13 protein-coding genes are annotated in these 15,948 nt (G+C 73.9%); 9 read left to right on the top strand and 4 right to left on the bottom strand.

All coding sequences use genetic code 11. The features are described from left to right. Positions 1-2: 2 nt before the first annotated feature. Entirely contained in the window at positions 3-1,343 is a 1,341-nt protein-coding gene (locus STBA_RS31425; protein WP_077062414.1) for an MFS transporter, read from the bottom strand. Positions 1,344-1,660: 317 nt separating this feature from the next. Here STBA_RS31425 and STBA_RS31420 point away from each other — a divergent pair, with 317 nt between their 5' ends. Beyond that, positions 1,661-2,482, top strand: coding sequence for a helix-turn-helix transcriptional regulator (locus STBA_RS31420; protein WP_077062413.1), 822 nt, complete (start codon positions 1,661-1,663; stop codon positions 2,480-2,482). A 165-nt stretch (positions 2,483-2,647) separates the two neighbouring features. Here STBA_RS31420 and STBA_RS31415 read toward each other — a convergent pair whose 3' ends face one another. Together STBA_RS31415 and STBA_RS31410 are read right to left on the bottom strand one after the other, a co-directional pair. Next, the gene (locus tag STBA_RS31415) at positions 2,648-3,439 is read right to left on the bottom strand and encodes a transporter substrate-binding domain-containing protein (RefSeq protein ID WP_077062412.1); all 792 of its coding nucleotides are present in this window, start codon (positions 3,437-3,439) and stop codon (positions 2,648-2,650) included. Between the two features lie 201 nt (positions 3,440-3,640). Continuing rightward, a complete protein-coding gene (locus STBA_RS31410; RefSeq protein ID WP_079252259.1) occupies positions 3,641-5,530 on the bottom strand; it encodes a calcineurin-like phosphoesterase family protein in 1,890 nt (629 codons plus the stop codon). A gap of 269 nt (positions 5,531-5,799) precedes the next feature. Here STBA_RS31410 and STBA_RS31405 point away from each other — a divergent pair, with 269 nt between their 5' ends. The 8 genes from STBA_RS31405 to ptsP all read left to right on the top strand — a co-directional run bounded on the left by STBA_RS31405 (position 5,800) and on the right by ptsP (position 15,080). Next, complete coding sequence (locus STBA_RS31405; protein ID WP_077062411.1) at positions 5,800-7,032, top strand: helix-turn-helix domain-containing protein; 1,233 nt, start codon at positions 5,800-5,802, stop codon at positions 7,030-7,032. A 110-nt stretch (positions 7,033-7,142) separates the two neighbouring features. Further along, positions 7,143-8,660 (top strand): aldehyde dehydrogenase, encoded by a 1,518-nt coding sequence (adh, locus tag STBA_RS31400; RefSeq protein WP_077062410.1) that lies wholly within the window; start codon positions 7,143-7,145, stop codon positions 8,658-8,660. Next, the gene (locus tag STBA_RS31395) at positions 8,660-9,067 is read left to right on the top strand and encodes a DUF779 domain-containing protein (protein ID WP_077062409.1); all 408 of its coding nucleotides are present in this window, start codon (positions 8,660-8,662) and stop codon (positions 9,065-9,067) included. The genes adh and STBA_RS31395 overlap by 1 nt, the downstream gene beginning before the upstream one ends. Positions 9,068-9,245: 178 nt before the next feature. Continuing rightward, a complete protein-coding gene (locus STBA_RS31390) occupies positions 9,246-10,007 on the top strand; it encodes a DeoR/GlpR family DNA-binding transcription regulator (protein ID WP_077062408.1) in 762 nt (253 codons plus the stop codon). Beyond that, entirely contained in the window at positions 10,004-10,963 is a 960-nt protein-coding gene (gene pfkB, locus STBA_RS31385) for a 1-phosphofructokinase (protein WP_077062407.1), read from the top strand. Before STBA_RS31390 ends, pfkB begins: the two co-directional genes overlap by 4 nt. Positions 10,964-11,054: 91 nt before the next feature. Beyond that, positions 11,055-13,052: a fructose-specific PTS transporter subunit EIIC gene (locus STBA_RS31380; protein ID WP_077062406.1), complete on the top strand. Its 1,998-nt coding sequence runs from the start codon at positions 11,055-11,057 to the stop codon at positions 13,050-13,052. Between the two features lie 43 nt (positions 13,053-13,095). After that, complete coding sequence (locus STBA_RS31375) at positions 13,096-13,410, top strand: HPr family phosphocarrier protein (RefSeq protein ID WP_077062405.1); 315 nt, start codon at positions 13,096-13,098, stop codon at positions 13,408-13,410. A 2-nt stretch (positions 13,411-13,412) separates the two neighbouring features. Then, positions 13,413-15,080 carry a phosphoenolpyruvate--protein phosphotransferase gene (gene ptsP / locus STBA_RS31370; RefSeq protein WP_077062404.1) on the top strand — a complete coding sequence of 556 codons (1,668 nt, stop codon included), beginning with the start codon at positions 13,413-13,415 and terminating at the stop codon, positions 15,078-15,080. A gap of 21 nt (positions 15,081-15,101) precedes the next feature. On the opposite strand, the gene STBA_RS31365 is transcribed toward ptsP, so the two are convergent. Beyond that, a complete protein-coding gene (locus tag STBA_RS31365) occupies positions 15,102-15,911 on the bottom strand; it encodes a carbohydrate-binding protein (RefSeq protein WP_077062403.1) in 810 nt (269 codons plus the stop codon). Positions 15,912-15,948: the final 37 nt, after the last annotated feature.

Here is a 15,948-nt window from a genome sequence, read left to right as displayed (position 1 = left end):
AGTCATCTCCTCTGATCGGCCGCGGGCAATCGCGCCCGCCGCAGACGGTCTGCGCCGCGCCTGCCGGCCGTGGCCCGCAGCAGAACGAGCGCTCCGCATACGGCCGCTCCGTGGAAGACGGCCACAACGGCCAGTGCGGGCACTCTTTCCAACGCAGCCGCGGCGGCCACCGTGCCCAGCGCGAACCCGGACTGCTCCACGGTGGCGGACAGTCCGAAGAGCCGGTCGCGCTGCCGGGCGGACGCCATCTGGAGGCGCGAGGTGTAGACGGTCTCGGTCCAGCCGTCCGCGAACCCCGCCGACGCGGCGGCCACGACCAGCGCGACCGCCGGGAGTCCCAGGAACGCGGCGATGAACGAGAGCGACATGGCGCAGGTGCCGAGGGCGAACGCGCGCTCCCCCCAGGCCGCTTCGCCCCACCGGCGTCTGAGCACGAGCTGGGCGAGAACGGTGCCGACCGCCCATGCCGCCCAGAACTGGGCCATGAACACAGCGGGCTCGTCGGGAGCGGAGTCATGGGCGACCACGGGCAGGGCGACGTTGTGCGAGGAGGACGCCAGTGCGTCCAGCCCTCTCAGCGCGATCATGCCCATGAGGAGAGCGGGGAGACTTCTCGCGAGGCGCCACCGGGAGCGCTTCCCCGCCAGCACGCCCTTCTCCGCGCCCTGCTCCGCGCCGTCCTCCGCGCCGTCCTCGCCGACCGTGCCGGCCGTGCCGTCGTGGTCAGCACCGGGCTCGTCGTCCGCGCGCGGGAACAACACCCACAGCGCCACGGCGGATACGGCGAAGCTCGCGGCGTTGAAGGCGAACGCGAGCGAGTAACCCCCCAGCGCGATCACCGGGGCCGCCGAGGCGAACCCGAGCACCGTGGCCAGGGAACGGGAGGTGACCAGCAGGCTGTTCGCCCGGCCACGCGCCTCGTGGCCGACGAGGGCCGGAACCGCGCTGCGCAGGCCCACGGTGAACAGCGTGTTCCCCGCGCCCAGCACCATCGCCGCCGCGGCCAGCAGCCACAGCGGCGCGCGTTCGGCGGCGAGCGCCAGCATGATCATGGCGGTCCCCTGGGCGACATCCGCCCAGATCATGACGCTCCGGCGGCTCACCCTGGCCATCACCGCCCCCGCGGCCAGACCCGCGGCGAACCCGCAGAACAACCGCAGCACCATCACCGCGCCCACGCCGAACGCCGTACCGGTGACCTCGTAGGCGAACAGTCCGAGCGCGATCAGGTTCAGGTAGTTGCCATAGGTGGAGACCCCGTAGGCGCCCGCGAGCACCCGGAACTTCCGGTCCGGCCCTTCCACCGGCTCCCGGGGCCGGGTCAGTTCAGTGCTCGGGCTCATGGCCGGAAGGCCGGTTCCGCCGGAGCGAACGGAACCCCCGCTCGCGCAGGGCGGGTCCGGGGGCGGACGACGCCGCGCCGCCCGGTGTCCTGGCCCGCGACCCGGCGCTCCTCGTCACGTTCCGCGAGGCTGTCCTTGTCACGCACGAGGGCCCTCTCCAGCTTCTGGATGTCGGCGACGGCCGGTCTCCGATCATGTCATGGGGATACGGCGGAGTCGATCCGGGGATTCCGCGCGCGTTCGGTGTCGACTCCCGCCGCCGTGCGCCCGTGCTGCGTGTGGTGCCACGGGTTGAAGGTGAACTGTATGTTCGCCGTATGGACCGGCGTTCGGAGTTGAGGGGCTTCCTCCAGTCCCGTCGCGCGCGGCTGACCCCGGCCCAGGTCGGTCTGCCCACCTACGGGGGGCTGCGGCGCGTGCCCGGTCTGCGGCGGGACGAGGTGGCGAGGCTGGCCGGGATCGGGACCGACTACTACGTGCGGCTCGAACAGGGGCGCAACGAGAAGGTGTCCGCCGAGGTGCTCAACGCCGTGGCCAGGGCCCTCCGGCTGGCGGAGGCCGAGCGGGCGCATCTGTGCCGGCTGGCCAGGCCCTCCCGCGAGGCGTCACGGGTCTGTCCCGATCAGCCGGTGCCCGGCCTGCAACGGCTGCTCGACTCGATGCCGGCCGTTCCCGCATATGTCGTCGGCCGCCGTACGGAGTTACTCGCCTGGAACCGGCCGGCGCGTCTGGTCTTCGGGGAGGTCTTCTCCGTCCTGCCCGAGCGCCGCCACGCGGTGCGCGAGGTCTTCCTCAATCCGGTCGCCCGCCGCTTCTTCCGGGACTGGGAGGAGAAGGCGCGGAACGTCACGGCGCGGCTGCGCATGGGTTTCGGCCGCTGCCCCGACGATACGGCGCTGACCGAGCTCGTGGACGAACTCGCGGGGTGCAGTGCCGAGTTCCGCCGCATATGGGCGGAGCAGCACGTGCAGAACAAGACGCACGGCGCCTACGGGTTCCGCCACGAGCGGCTCGGGGACTTCACGCTGCCCTACCGGGCGTTGAGCCTGCCAGAGGAGCCGGACCAACTGCTCATCGCCTACACCGTGGAACCGGGTTCCCCGCTGGCCGACGCCCTCGCCCCGGCAGCCGGTCCGTGACGCGCGGGCGCCGGTCCGGCGGTTGACCGGCTCTTGCGGGATTCTTACATCGGGCATGGCAGCATCGCCTCCGCGGTGTTCGGGGACCGTGCACGGGGACAGGCCGTCCGGCGGCGGGGGTGCGGACGGCCTGTCCCCGTGCCCGGGTGGCGGGTGCGCCGGTCCTCAGTCGAACCAGTCCGCCGCGTGGCCGTCGTACGTTCCGTCGTTGAGGGCCAGGTGCAGCCACTGGTCGACGTACTCCTGGAACTCTTCCTCGCCCTGCGGCAGCAGATAGCCCTTCTCGGCGAAGGTGAAGGGCTCGTCCGGGTTGGTCGCGCACAGTTCCGGGTGCTGGGAGGACTGGTAGCGGGTCTCGCTGCCGTCGGTGATCATGACGTCGGCGCGTCCGGCGATGATCTCCTCGAAGATCGTGACGTTGTCCTGGTGCACGACGACGGTGGCCCGGTCGATGTGCTCCTGGACGAACTGCTGGTTCGTCCCACCGGGGTTGACGATGACCCGCACGCCCGGCCGGTCGATGTCCTCCAGCGTCCGGTAGCGGTCGGCGTCGGCGCAGCGGGCGATCGGGGATTTGCCGTCGGTCAGGTACGGCACGCTGTAGTACGCCTCCCGCGCCCGGTCCAGGGTCACCGAGACACCGCCCATGGAGATGTCGCAGGCGCCGCCGGTCAGGTCCGCGAGCAGGCTGCCCCAGGTCGTCGGCACGAAGTCCGCCTCGACGGCCAGGCTTCCGGCGAGGTCCCGGGCCATGTCGACGTCGATGCCCTCGTACTCCCCGGTGTGCGGGTCCAGATGGCTGAACGGGCGGTAGTCGCCGGTGGTGCACACCCGCAGGACCCCGCGTTCCTGGACCCGTTCCAGTACGGTCTCCGGCTCCGGCGGCCCGCCACCGCCGACGGCGAGCACACCGCCCGCCACGATCGCGGCGGCGGGCAGAACGGCCATGCGACGCATGTGAATCTCCTCCCTGCCGGCCGCGCGCGGGACGCCGCCGGCCACGTGGTACGACGAAGTGTCGGGCAGAACGCGCGCCTCGCCGAGCCCCCGGGCGCGAATTACCTCCTGGTGGTGACGGCTGCCGCGGCCCCGCGCCGGCGCATGCGGCGGGGGCCGCCACCGGCGTGCGGTGGCGGCCCCCGGGTGGGTGCGGAGCCGTTACGGCTGGTCGACGACGCGGAAGTGCAGCACGTCGGTGTACTCGCGGCCGTGGGCGTCGGTCGCCGTCACTTCGGCGCGATGGCGACCGGTGCCGAGGTCGGCGGGCAGCTCGAAGCGCCACAGGTGCATGGTCCGGTCGGCGACGCTGCCGCCGTGGACCAGCTGCTGGGCGACGGCGTGCGGGTCGGACCACTCGGGCCCGATCAGCTGGTCCTCGCCGCGCATCTCCTGCGTGCGGGTGGCCTCCCGGGCCCGGCGGCCGTCGATCTCGACCTCGACCGTGGAACCGGTGGAGCCCATCCAGAAGTTGGTGGTGAGCCAGGTCTGCCCGGCCAGGTCCTCGCGGGTCACCACGTGCGGGTCGCCCAGCTCGGGGGCTGCGCCCTGCGGGTCGTCGTTCCACGCCTGCCGCTCGGCGTACCAGTCGCGGTAGGTGGGGCTGTTGATGCCCAGCTGCGTCTGCACGCGGTCGCTCTCGCCGGTCACCGTGTAGCGCTCCCGGAACGAGTCGCCCCTGATGTCGAGGGTGAGCAGGCCGGGCCGACCGCCGTCACGCCCGACCGCGACGGGGTAGCCGTTCTCGGTCAGCTCGCCGGAGTACCAGTCACCGGAGATCGCGCCCGCGGTGATGTGCGGGAACGGCAGCCCTTCGACGCCGAAGAGGTCCTGCCAGCCCTGTACGAGGTCGCCGGTGCGCATGTTCTCGATCGAGTGGGTGTGCCCGGCGACGGAGACGGCCTCCCGGCCTTCCAGCAGCTCGTAGACCTCGCGGACCTGGTCGACCTGGTGGATGGCGCTGCCCTCGTCGGCGAAGGTCAGCAGCGGGATGTGGCCGGCGACCACGACGAGCTTGTCGTCGTCGACCGCGGCCAGGTCCTGCTCCAGCCAGGCGAGCTGATTCTCGTCGAGCCGGCCGTTGTACCGCGGCGAGTTCTCCGGGTCGTCGCACTCGGGGCGCCGGCCGTCGGCGTTGTCGACGTCCGGGGTGCAGGGGTAGCGCACGGTGTTGAGCGCCACGATGTGCACGTCGCCGACGTCGTAGGAGTAGTAGGCGGGCGCCATCTGGGCACGGAAGGTGTCGAACGCGTGCTCGGCGGTGGCGGAGTCGAAGTCGAGGTCGTGGTTGCCGGGCAGGAACCTGGCCGGGCCGTTGGTCAGGCTCGTGAGGTCCTTGACGTCCGGGTAGAGCGACAGGTCGTCGCCGACGACGTCGCCGATGAAGAGGGTGCCGCAGCCCTGGTAGTCGCGGCGCCCGGCGAGGTCGTTGATCGCGCCCTGGCGGGCGTACTCGACCTCGGTCCTGTCGTAGGTCTGCAGGTCGCCCGCGATGACGCAGTGCTGTTCCTGCGCCCGGGTGAGCTGGCTGCGCACGAGCGGGAAGTTCACGGCGTCCGGCAGGGGCCCGGTGGGCGCGATGCCGCCGTAGCGCAGCTCGGGCGAGCCCTCGGGCAGGTGGTTGTAGTGGAACTGCGCGACGTTCGACTCGTCCACCGGCACCTGGTAGCCGGCGGGCTGGGTGATGAAGACCGTCATGTTGTCGTAGGCGGGCAGCCGGTAGCGGCCGTGGCGGTCGGTCGTCACGACGTCGCGCCCGTTCGACACGACGACGCCGGCGAGGCCGCGTTCCCTGCGGTCGCTCGCGCTGTCGCGGTCCTGATCGACGAAGACCTTGCCGGTCAGGTACTCGGTGTCGGCCGGTCCTTCCGGCGTGCGGACGACCTCGACCTGGCCGCGGTAGGCGGTCTCGTCCCAGGACTTGGGCGCCGCGTTCGGCGTGGCGGTGGACGTGGTGGGGATCGCCGCGGCCCCTCCGGCGACCGCGAGGGTCGTGAGGGCCGTCAGGGCGACGCGGAGGCTGCTGTGTTTTCGCGAGGGGAAACTCAACATGCGGGGGTACTCCGGTGAGTCGTCGGACGCGGGTGCCGGCGCCGTCGGCCGGCCGCGGCGCTGATCCTGCGCGACGAGGCTGAACGCAGCCCGCTGCCTGGGATAACACCAGCCGTCCCCGAACGGTCCCGGGTGCAAACGTTCGGCGAACCCGTGCCGGAGCACTCCCCCCGGAGCACGCCGGGGTGGTGCCGGGCGGCGCGTTCTGCGGGACAATGCGCGGGTCTTCTGAACGACTCTTCCGAACGACGACGAGGTCGGGGAGGGCCATGTCTGTGTCAGCCGAACTCCGGGACCGCAGAACCGCCCTTGAGGAGGAATGGGCCCGCTGGGTGCCGGGGTCGGGAGGGCCGCACGGCGGCCGCCCGCCGGTACGTCCCGAGGTCGCCGACTCCTGGGCCCGTTCGCTGGGCACCGTGGACCCGCTGCGCGACAGCGCCCCGGTGCGCGACGGCGGCTCGGTGCACCCGCGCTGGTCAGGCTCCGTGCTGCGCAGTCCGGTCGACGCGCTCGCCGACGAACTGCACGCCGTCGCCGACGCGGGCTTCGTCGCCGCCGTCACCGACGAGTCCGGCACCATCCTGTGGACCGCGGGCGGGCGGGTCATGCGCCGGCGCGCCGAACTCGTCAACTTCGCGCCCGGCGGGCGATGGGACGAGCAGGCCATGGGCACCAACGCCTTGTCGCTCGCCCTGCGCACCGGTCGGCCGAGCACCGTGTTCTCCGCCGAGCACCTGGTGGCCGCGCTGCACGGCTGGGTCTGCTACTGCGCCCCCATCCACGGCCCGGACGGCACGGTGCTCGGCGTCCTCGACCTCTCCAGCACCTGGGACCGCTCGCACCCGCTGGCCATGCCCACCGTGCGCACGCTGGCCTCCGCCATCGAGGCAAGGCTCCAGGCCGGGAGCGTCGAACGGCGCCCCGGCGCGGGGGAAGCCGACGCGGTGCGGCTGACCTGCCTCGGCACCGCTCGCGCGGCCCGCGGCGGCCGGCCGCTCCGGCTGCGGCCCCGGCAGTTGGAGATCCTCACCCTGCTCGCCCTCCACCCAAGGGGCCTGTCGCCGGAGCGGCTGCGCGCGGCGGTCTACGGTGACCGGCCGGTCACCGCCTCGACGTTCAAGGCGGAGGTGTCCCATCTGCGGCGGGCGCTCGGCGGCCGGATCGCCTCCCGGACCTACGCGTTGACCGCGCCCGTGGCCTGCGACGCGCTCGACGTGCTGCGCGCGCTGGAGGCGGGGGACACCGACGGCGCGGTCCGCCGGTACGGCGGGGCGCTGCTGCCGCGTTCCGACGCGCCGGGCATCGCGGCCTGGCGCGCGCACCTGGAGGTCGCCATGCGGGTGGCCGTGCTCGCCAGCGACCGCCCGGAACACGCCCTGCGACTCGGCGAACTGGCCCCGTACGACGTGGAGATCCATGAGCACGCGCTGGGCCTGCTGGCCGCGGACGACGTGCGCAGGCCGGCCGCGGAGGGCCGGCTGAGCGCCGCGCTGCGGTACTGACCGGCCGCGGCGCGCGATCCCGCTCGCGCCGCGGCAGTGGCGCCAACCTTTTGCCAACCTTCGCGTCCCACAGTGATGTGCCTCACCCATTCCGACGGAGGAGGTCGACCGTGGTGTACGCGCAGCCCGGCACCGACGGCAGCATCGTCAGCTACGCCTCTCGGTACGAGAACTTCATCGGCGGCGAGTGGGTCGCGCCGGTGGAGGGCCGTTACTTCGACAACCCCTCGCCGGTGACCGGGCAGACGTTCTGCCAGGTCGCCCGTTCGACGTCGGCGGATGTCGAGCTCGCCCTGGACGCGGCACACGCGGCGGCCGGCCGCTGGCACAGCACCTCGCCCGCCCAACGGGCCGTCATCCTCAACAAGATCGCCGACCGGATCGAGGAGAACCTCGAAAAGCTGGCCGTCGCCGAGACGTGGGAGAACGGCAAACCGGTCCGCGAGACGCTGGCCGCCGACCTGCCGCTGGCCGTGGACCACTTCCGCTACTTCGCCGGGGTGATCCGCGCCCAGGAGGGCAGCATCGCGGAGATCGACGCCGACACGGTGGCCTACCACTTCCACGAGCCGCTGGGCGTGATCGGGCAGATCATCCCGTGGAACTTCCCCCTGCTGATGGCCACGTGGAAGCTGGCACCCGCGCTGGCCGCGGGCAACTGCGTGGTGATCAAACCGGCCGAGCAGACCCCGGCGAGCCTGCTGCTGCTGATGGAGCTGATCGCGGATCTGCTGCCGCCGGGGGTGGTCAACGTGGTCAACGGGTTCGGCGTCGAGGCCGGCAAGCCGCTGGCCGCCAGCCCGCGGGTCGCCAAGGTGGCCTTCACCGGCGAGACCACCACCGGGCGCCTGATCATGCAGTACGCGAGCGAGAACATCATCCCGGTCACCCTCGAACTGGGCGGCAAGAGCCCGAACATCTTCCTGCCCGACGTCACCGCGGCCGACGACGACTTCCTGGACAAGGCGGTCGAGGGCTTCGTGATGTTCGCCCTGAACCAGGGCGAGGTGTGCACCTGCCCCTCCCGGGCGCTGATCCACTCGTCGATCTACGACGCGTTCATGGCGCGCTGTGTCGAACGCACCCGGGCCATCACCGGAGGCGACCCGCTGGACCCGGCGACCATGATCGGCGCACAGGCCAGCAATGACCAGTACGAGAAGATCCTGTCCTACATCGACATCGGGACCCAGGAGGGCGCCGAAGTCCTCACGGGCGGGCGGCCGCGCACCGTCGCGGGCTACGAGGGCGGCTACTACGTCGAACCGACCATCTTCCGCGGCACGAACGACATGCGGATCTTCCAGGAGGAGATCTTCGGTCCCGTGGTCTCCGTCACCACCTTCGACTCGGTGGACGAGGCGCTCAAGATCGCCAACGACACCCTGTACGGGCTCGGCGCCGGGGTGTGGACGAGGGACGGCAACGCCGCCTACCGGCTCGGCCGGCAGATCAAGGCCGGGCGGGTGTGGACCAACTGCTATCACGCCTACCCGGCGCACGCGGCGTTCGGCGGCTACAAGAAGTCGGGTATCGGCCGGGAGAACCACAAGATGATGCTCGACCACTACCAGCAGACGAAGAACCTGCTGGTCAGCTACTCGCCGAAGAAACTCGGGCTGTTCTGATGGCGCCCCGGAGCCGCCGCGTGGAGCTGACCCCGGCCGCCGAGGAGCTGGTGCGGCGGCTGACCGGGACACACGGGCCGGTGATGTTCCACCAGTCCGGCGGCTGCTGCGACGGCAGTGCCCCGATGTGCTATCCACGCGGGGAGTTCAGGGTCGGCGGCCAGGACGTTCTGCTGGGGGTGGTGGCCGGGGACGTGCCGTTCTGGATGAGCGCCGACCAGTACGCGTACTGGCGGCACACCTTCCTGACGGTGGACGTGGTGCCGGGCCGGGGCGGCGGGTTCTCCCTGGAGGCGCCGGAGGGCGTGCGCTTCCTGCTGCGTTCGCGGCTGCTGACCGACGAGGAGACGCTCCGCATCGAGGCGGAGCCGGCCCTGCCGACCGGCGCCGACCCCGACGGGCCGTAGCGCCGGGAACCGCCGGGCGGGCGGATGCCCGCGCCGGGCCCGCTACCCGATGCCCGATGCCCGATGCCCGATGCCCGATCATGTCTGCGGTGTGCCCAGTTCTGTTTACTTTCCCACGACAGGGGCGTAACCTCAACGGCATCAACAGATCCGGGCAGTGAAACGGGCGTAAACCCACATGTACGCAGCAGAGCGCCAGCAGGAGATCCTGCGCCTGGCCCACAAGGACGGGCGCGTCGATGTGCTGTCCCTGGCCGAGGCGTTCCAGGTCACGGCCGAGACCGTGCGGCGGGACCTCAAGGTCCTCGACCGGGCCGGGCTCGTCCGCCGCGTGCACGGCGGCGCCATCCCCGCCGGCCGCCTCGACTTCGAGCCGGACCTCAGGGAACGCGACGCCGTCTCGGCCGACGAGAAGGACCGCATCGTGCGGTCCGCCCTCACCGAGCTACCCGCGAGCGGCAGCGTGATCGTCGACGCCGGGACGACCACCGCACGGCTGGCCGCCGTCCTCCCCGTGGACTGCCCGCTCACCGTCGTCACCCACGCCCTGCCGGTCGCCGCCCGGCTCGCCGACCACCCGGGGATCGCCCTGCACCTGGTCGGCGGCCGGGTCAGGCACCGCACCCGCGCCGCCGTCGACGCCTGGGCGCTGCGCGCCTACGCCGAGATCAGCGCCGACCTGCTGCTGCTCGCGACCAACGGCTTCTCCGCCGACGCGGGCCTGACCACGCCCGACCTGGCCGAGGCCGCGGTCAAGCGCGCGATGATCTCGGCCGCCCGCCGCACCGTTCTGCTGGCCGACTCCGCCAAGCACGGCCGGCAGCACTTCGCCCGCTTCGGCGCCCTCTCCGACGTCGACCTGCTCATCACGGACACGGGCCTCGGCCCTCAGGACGCCGCCGCCATCGAGCGGCTGGGCACGGAGGTAGTGCGCGCATGATCCTCACCGTCACCCCGAACCCCAGCCTGGACCGCACCTACGAGGTGCGGGGGCTGCACCGCGGGGCCCTGCTCCGCGCCGAGGGGGACCGGGTCGAGCCGGGTGGCAAGGGGGTGAACGTCTCGCGCGCCGTCGCCGCCGCGGGCGGGCGCACGACCGCCGTCATGCCGCTGGGCGGGGCGGAGGGCGCCCTGCTCGCCCGGCTCCTCGACGAGCAGGGCATCGAGGTGGCGGGCGTGCCGCTCGCCGGCTCCACCCGGGTCAACGTCACCCTGGTCGAGCCCGACGGGACCCTGACCAAGGTGAACGCGGCGGGCCCGGCGCTCACCGCGGCGGAGGCCGCCGCCCTGCTCCTGGCCGTCCGCTCCCGTGCCGCGCACGCCGACTGGATCGCCTGCTGCGGCAGCCTCCCGCGGGGTCCGGGGCCCGAGTGGTACGCCGAGCTGGTCGCCCGGACGCACCGGGCCGGCGCGCGGATCGCCCTGGACACTTCGGGCGAGTCCCTGACCGCGGCGCTCGCCGGCCGGCCGGACGTGGTGAAGCCGAACGCGGAGGAGCTGGCCGAGGCCGTGGGGCGTTCCCTGGCGACCGTCGGCGACGCGGTCAAGGCCGCCGAGGAGCTGCGCGCCCGCGGCGCGGGGACCGTGCTGGCCAGCCTCGGCGCCGACGGCCAGCTGCTCGTGTCGGACGGCGGCACCTACTGGGGCCACGCCCCGGTGGCGACCGTCCGCAGCAACGTCGGCGCGGGCGACGCCTCCCTGGCCGGTTTCCTCGCCGCGGGCGGGCACGGCCCGGCCGCGCTCGCCGCCGCGGTGGCGCACGGCGCGGCGGCCGTGGGGCTGCCCGGCAGCGCGATGCCGGGCACCGCCGATCTCGACCCCGCCTCGGTGGTGACCACCGCCGACATCCCCGTCGACCGGCCGCTGGCCGATCCGCGGACCGGGGGGCCGCCATGAGCCCGCGGCGCCCTCGTTCCCCCCGAACTGTCCTGACGTTCCCGTCACCCCCGCCGCCCGCCGGGCGGCCCGCGAGCGAAGGAGCCGCGTGATGGCCGAGCTGATCACCTCGGAGCTGGTCGACCTGGCTCTGCCCGCCGACACCAAGGAGGCGGCCGTGCGGGCCCTCGCCGAACGCATGGCCGCCGCGGGCCGGGTCGGCGACCTCGACGCGTTCCTGGCGGACGTGGCCGCCCGCGAATCCCAGATGCCCACCGGTCTCGAGGGCGGCATCGGCATCCCCCACTGCCGCAGCGAGCACGTGTCCGAGCCGACCCTGGCGTTCGGACGCAGCGCCGCGGGTGTCGACTTCGGCGCGCCGGACGGGCCCGCCGACCTCGTCTTCCTGATCGCCGCCCCCGCGGGTGGCGACCGGGACCACCTGGCCATCCTGTCCCAGCTGGCCCGCCGCCTGATGGACCCCGCGTTCACCGAGGCGCTGCGCGCCCAGCACGATCCCGCGGCCGCCGCCGCGCTCATCCGCGGTGACGCGCAGGCGACTGCCGAGGACACCGCCGCCGAGGACACGGCGGAGGCGGCCGCCGCCGACGAGCCGTCCCGGCCGTTCCGCGTCGTCGCCGTCACCTCCTGTCCGACCGGCATCGCGCACACCTACCTGGCGGCCGAGTCCCTGGAGCGGGCGGGCCGCGAGGCCGGCGTCGAGGTGGCGGTCGAGACGCAGGGCTCGGGCGGGTTCAGCCGGCTCGACCCCGCGGTGATCGCCGCCGCCGACGGCGTGATCTTCGCCCACGACGTCGAGGTGCGGGAACGCGCGCGCTTCGCCGGCAAGGCGACCGTCGACGTCGGTGTGAAGGCAGGCATCAACCGGCCCGCCGAGCTGATCGCGCAGGTCAGGTCCATGGCCGAACGCGGGGAAGCGAGCCCGGCCGCGGGGACCGCGGAGCCGGAGGCGGCGGGCGCCCCGGGCGAGGGCTTCGGCGCCCGGCTCCGCCGCTACCTGATGAGCGGCGTCAGCTACATGGTGCCGTTCGTGGCGGCCGGCGGTCTGCTCATCGCGCTGTCCTTCGCGATCGGCGGCCACGAAATAGCGAACGCGCCGTCCGTCGCCGAGCACTTCGTGTGGACCGAGGGCGACAGCTGGGCCGCGCTGTTCAACCAGATCGGCGGCGCCGCGTTCGGCTTCCTGGTGCCCGTGCTGGCCGGTTACATCGCCTTCGGCATGGCCGACCGCCCAGGACTCGTGCCCGGCTTCGTCGGCGGCGCGATCGCCGTCACCATCGAGGCCGGTTTTCTCGGCGGCCTGGTCGCCGGTCTGCTGTCCGGCGCGGTGGTGATGGCCATTCAGCGGGTCGGCGTCCCGCCCGCACTGCGCGGGATCATGCCCGTGCTGGTCATCCCGCTGATCGGTTCCGCGGTCGTCGGCTTCCTGATGTTCGTGGTCGTGGGCGAGCCGCTCGCCGCGCTGCAACGGGAGCTCACCGACTGGCTGGACGGCCTCTCCGGCTCCAACGCCGTGCTGCTCGGCCTGGTGCTGGGCGCGATGATGTGCTTCGACCTCGGCGGCCCGCTCAACAAGGTGGCCTACGCCTTCGCCGTCGGCGGCCTCGCCGAGGCCGGGGACGGCAACCTCAAGGTGATGGCCGCGGTGATGGCCGCGGGCATGGTGCCGCCGCTGGCCATGGCCCTGGCCACCACGGTGCGCGGCGGCCTGTTCACCCGCACCGAGCGGGAGAACGGCAAGGCCGCCTGGGTGCTCGGCGCTTCCTTCATCACCGAGGGCGCCATCCCCTTCGCCGCGGCCGACCCGCTGCGGGTGATCCCGTCCGCGATGGCCGGCGGCGCCCTCACCGGCGCCCTGTCCATGAGCTTCGACGCCACGCTGCGCGCCCCGCACGGCGGGATGTTCGTGGTACCGCTGATCGGTTCCCCGCTGCTGTACCTGGTGGCCATCGCCGCCGGCACGCTGCTCAGCACGGGCCTGGTCATCCTGCTCAAGTCCGGCCGCGCCGCTCCCGGGTCCGACCGCGGCGCGGCCGGGGAGTCCCCCGCCGCCGCGGAGCCGGCCGCCGCCCCCGCCCCGGCCCGCTGACTCCTCCCCACCCACCGACCGTCACACCTTGGAGTGAGATCCCATGCCCCAGCGCACCGTGGCCGTAGGCTCCCGCAGCGGCCTGCACGCCCGTCCCGCCTCGCTGTTGGTCCAGGCCGCCGCCCGGCAGCCGGTCACGGTGACCATCGCCCGCCAGGGCCACGCGCCGGTCGACGCCCGCAGCCTGCTCTCCGTGCTCGCGCTCGGCGCGGGCCCCGGGGAGCCCGTGGTCCTCGCGGCCGAGGGCGACGGCGCGGACGCGGCCATCGCCGAACTGGCCGCGCTGGTCGCCGAGGAGCACGACCGTCCGGCCGACGAGACCGCGGGTGCCGCCGGTGCCGCGGGCAGCGGGGAGTAGCGATGCCGGCCGTTCTCCAGGGCGTCGGCACCGGCGGCGGCACGGTCTTCGGGCCCGTCGCCCGGATGGCCCCCGCACCCGTCCCGCCTGCCCCGCGCACCGTTCCCGCCGCCGAGGCACCGGCCGAGGCGGCCCGGGTCCGCGCCGCGCTCAAGGGAGTTGCGGAAGCCCTCGACCAGCGCGCCGCGGCCACGACAGGACCCGCGGCCGAGGTGCTGTCCGCGCAGGTGATGATGGTCGCCGACCCGGCGCTTGCCGACCGCGCCGAGGCCCTGGTGCGGGACGGGGCCGACGGCCCGCGCGCCCTCACGGCCGCTTTCGGCGAGTTCCGCGCCGCACTCGGGGCCGCGGGCGGGCTCTTCGCCGAACGGGTCGCCGACCTGGACGACCTGCGGGACCGCGCCGTTGCCCGGCTGCTCGGCCTGCCCATGCCGGGGCTGCCCGAGCCCGGCCACCCCTACGTGCTGGTCGCCGCCGACCTGGCCCCCGCGGACACCGCGCTGCTTGACCCCGCGCAGGTTGTCGCCCTGGTCACCGAGCAGGGCGGGCCCACCAGCCACACCGCCATCCTGGCCCGCAGCCTCGGCGTGCCCGCCGTCGTCGGCTGCGTCGGCGCCGGCGCGCTGACCGACGGGCAGCCGGTCCTGGTGAACGGCACCGACGGCACCGTCGAGGCCGATCCGGCGCCCGAGGCGGTTGCCGCCGCCGCGGCACGGGAGGAGCGGCACCGCCGCCGGGCCGCCGGGCTGACCGGCCCGGGCCGCACGGCGGACGGCCACCCGGTCAAGCTGCTGGTCAACCTCGGGGCGCCGCACGAACTCCAGGCCGCGGCGGCGGCCGACAGCGAGGGGGTCGGCCTGTTCCGCACCGAGTTCCTCTTCCTCGACCGCACCGAGGCGCCCTCCGTGGCGGAGCAGACCGACGCCTACGCCCGGGTGTTCGCCGCCTTCGCCGGCCGCCGGGTCATCGTCAGGACCCTGGACGCGGGCGCCGACAAGCCGCTGCCGTTCGCCACCGCGGCCGACGAGCAGAATCCCGCCCTCGGGGTCCGCGGCCTGCGCACCGCCTCCCGCGACCCCGGGCTGCTCGACGACCAGCTCCTCGCCCTCGCCCGGGCGGCCGGGGACAGCACGGCGGAGGTGTGGGTGATGGCCCCCATGGTGTCGCTGCCGGGCGAGGCCGCCGACTTCGCCGAACGGGTCAGGGCCCACGGCCTCCCCCGCGCGGGCGCCATGGTCGAGGTGCCCGCGGCGGCCCTGCGCGCCGACGGGCTGGCCCGCGCATGCGACTTCCTCAGCATCGGCACGAACGACCTCTCCCAGTACGCCTTCGCCGCCGACCGCACCCTGGCGAGCCTGGCCGGGCTGCTCGACCCCTGGCAGCCCGCGCTCCTGGACCTGGTGCACCTGACCGCCACGGCGGGCGCCCGCCACGACCGCCCGGTCGGCGTCTGCGGCGAGGCGGCGGCCGACCCGGCCCTCGCGCTGGTGCTGACCGGCCTCGGCGTGACCAGCCTGTCCGCCGCGCCGGCCGCCGTCCCCGACGTCAGGGCCGCCCTCGCCGCCCACCCGCTCGCCGACTGCCGGGCCCTGGCCGAGCTGGCCCGCACCGCCCCGGACGCCGCGGCCGCCAGGGCCCGGGTACGCGAACGGCTCGCCGACCGGGACTGACCCGTCCGCGCGGGGCCGGCGTTACTGGCGTTGCCAGAGGGACGGGGTGTGCGGGGGCTCCCAGCCGGGGGTCGCCTGGTGGGCGATCAGGCATCGGTAGCTCACGCCCTGGTACCGCACCAGGTCCCCGACGCCGTAGGCGGCGCCGGCCCGCCAGGTGTCGCCCGGGCCGGGGCCCGGGCCCTCGCCGCCTGGCACGTCGACCACGAAGTCGAACGACGCCTCGCGTCCCGGTCCTGACGGGCGCACGTCCATCAGCAGGGCCGGGTCGAACAGGGCGTCGGTGTTGTTGCGCGGCTCGCCCGGGAAATAGAGCTGGGTGGTCAGGACCGGCTGGTTCGGTGCCTGGACCTTGACGTGCAGGTGCCGGGTCCTGCCGGGGTAGAGGCCGGGGAACACGGTGCTCAGGGCGAAGGCGCCGCGTGCGTCGGTGTACTGGTGGCCGCGGTAGCGATATCCCACGCCGTCGTAGGCGCCGCGGACGTCGGCCTGCCAGAAGTCGAGCAGGACGCCGGGCAGGGGCCGGCAGGTGCGGCTGAAGACGAAACCGGCGACCGTGAGCAGGGCGGTGTCGCCCGGCTCCAGGAGTGAGGTGCGCCGGGGCGAGTCGGGCTTGAAATAGGGGCCCTCCATCTGGGGTGGGGTGGGATCGTCCCCGTCGTCGCACTGCGGGGTGGGGGCGAGCGGCTGGCCCGTTCCGCTGCGGTCGCGGGCGAGAGCGGGCGCGGCGCCTCCCATCAGCATCGCTGCGGGTGGTGCGGCCACGGCCGCCTTGAGGAGGTTCTTGCGGCTGATGCCCTTGCGGGGGTCGGGGCGGTTCTCGCCTTCCACGTGCCTGCTCCTTCGACGTCTGCGGGGATGGGAGGGG

This window comes from Streptomyces sp. MP131-18 (assembly GCF_001984575.1).
GTDB lineage: Bacteria > Actinomycetota > Actinomycetes > Streptomycetales > Streptomycetaceae > Streptomyces > Streptomyces johnsoniae.
The sequence above is the reverse complement of the archived record's forward strand: the minus strand, read 5'-3'. Positions and strand labels throughout refer to the sequence as shown.

Coding starts and splice junctions, on each gene's coding strand:
- STBA_RS31390 (WP_077062408.1), top strand. CDS start 9,246: ATGTACGCAGCAGAGCGCCAGCAGGAGATCCTGCGCCTGGCCCACAAG.
- STBA_RS31415 (WP_077062412.1), bottom strand. CDS start 3,439: ATGCGTCGCATGGCCGTTCTGCCCGCCGCCGCGATCGTGGCGGGCGGT.
- STBA_RS31425 (WP_077062414.1), bottom strand. CDS start 1,343: ATGAGCCCGAGCACTGAACTGACCCGGCCCCGGGAGCCGGTGGAAGGG.
- ptsP (WP_077062404.1), top strand. CDS start 13,413: ATGCCGGCCGTTCTCCAGGGCGTCGGCACCGGCGGCGGCACGGTCTTC.
- STBA_RS31375 (WP_077062405.1), top strand. CDS start 13,096: ATGCCCCAGCGCACCGTGGCCGTAGGCTCCCGCAGCGGCCTGCACGCC.
- STBA_RS31395 (WP_077062409.1), top strand. CDS start 8,660: ATGGCGCCCCGGAGCCGCCGCGTGGAGCTGACCCCGGCCGCCGAGGAG.
- STBA_RS31420 (WP_077062413.1), top strand. CDS start 1,661: ATGGACCGGCGTTCGGAGTTGAGGGGCTTCCTCCAGTCCCGTCGCGCG.
- STBA_RS31380 (WP_077062406.1), top strand. CDS start 11,055: ATGGCCGAGCTGATCACCTCGGAGCTGGTCGACCTGGCTCTGCCCGCC.
- pfkB (WP_077062407.1), top strand. CDS start 10,004: ATGATCCTCACCGTCACCCCGAACCCCAGCCTGGACCGCACCTACGAG.
- STBA_RS31410 (WP_079252259.1), bottom strand. CDS start 5,530: ATGTTGAGTTTCCCCTCGCGAAAACACAGCAGCCTCCGCGTCGCCCTG.
- STBA_RS31405 (WP_077062411.1), top strand. CDS start 5,800: ATGTCTGTGTCAGCCGAACTCCGGGACCGCAGAACCGCCCTTGAGGAG.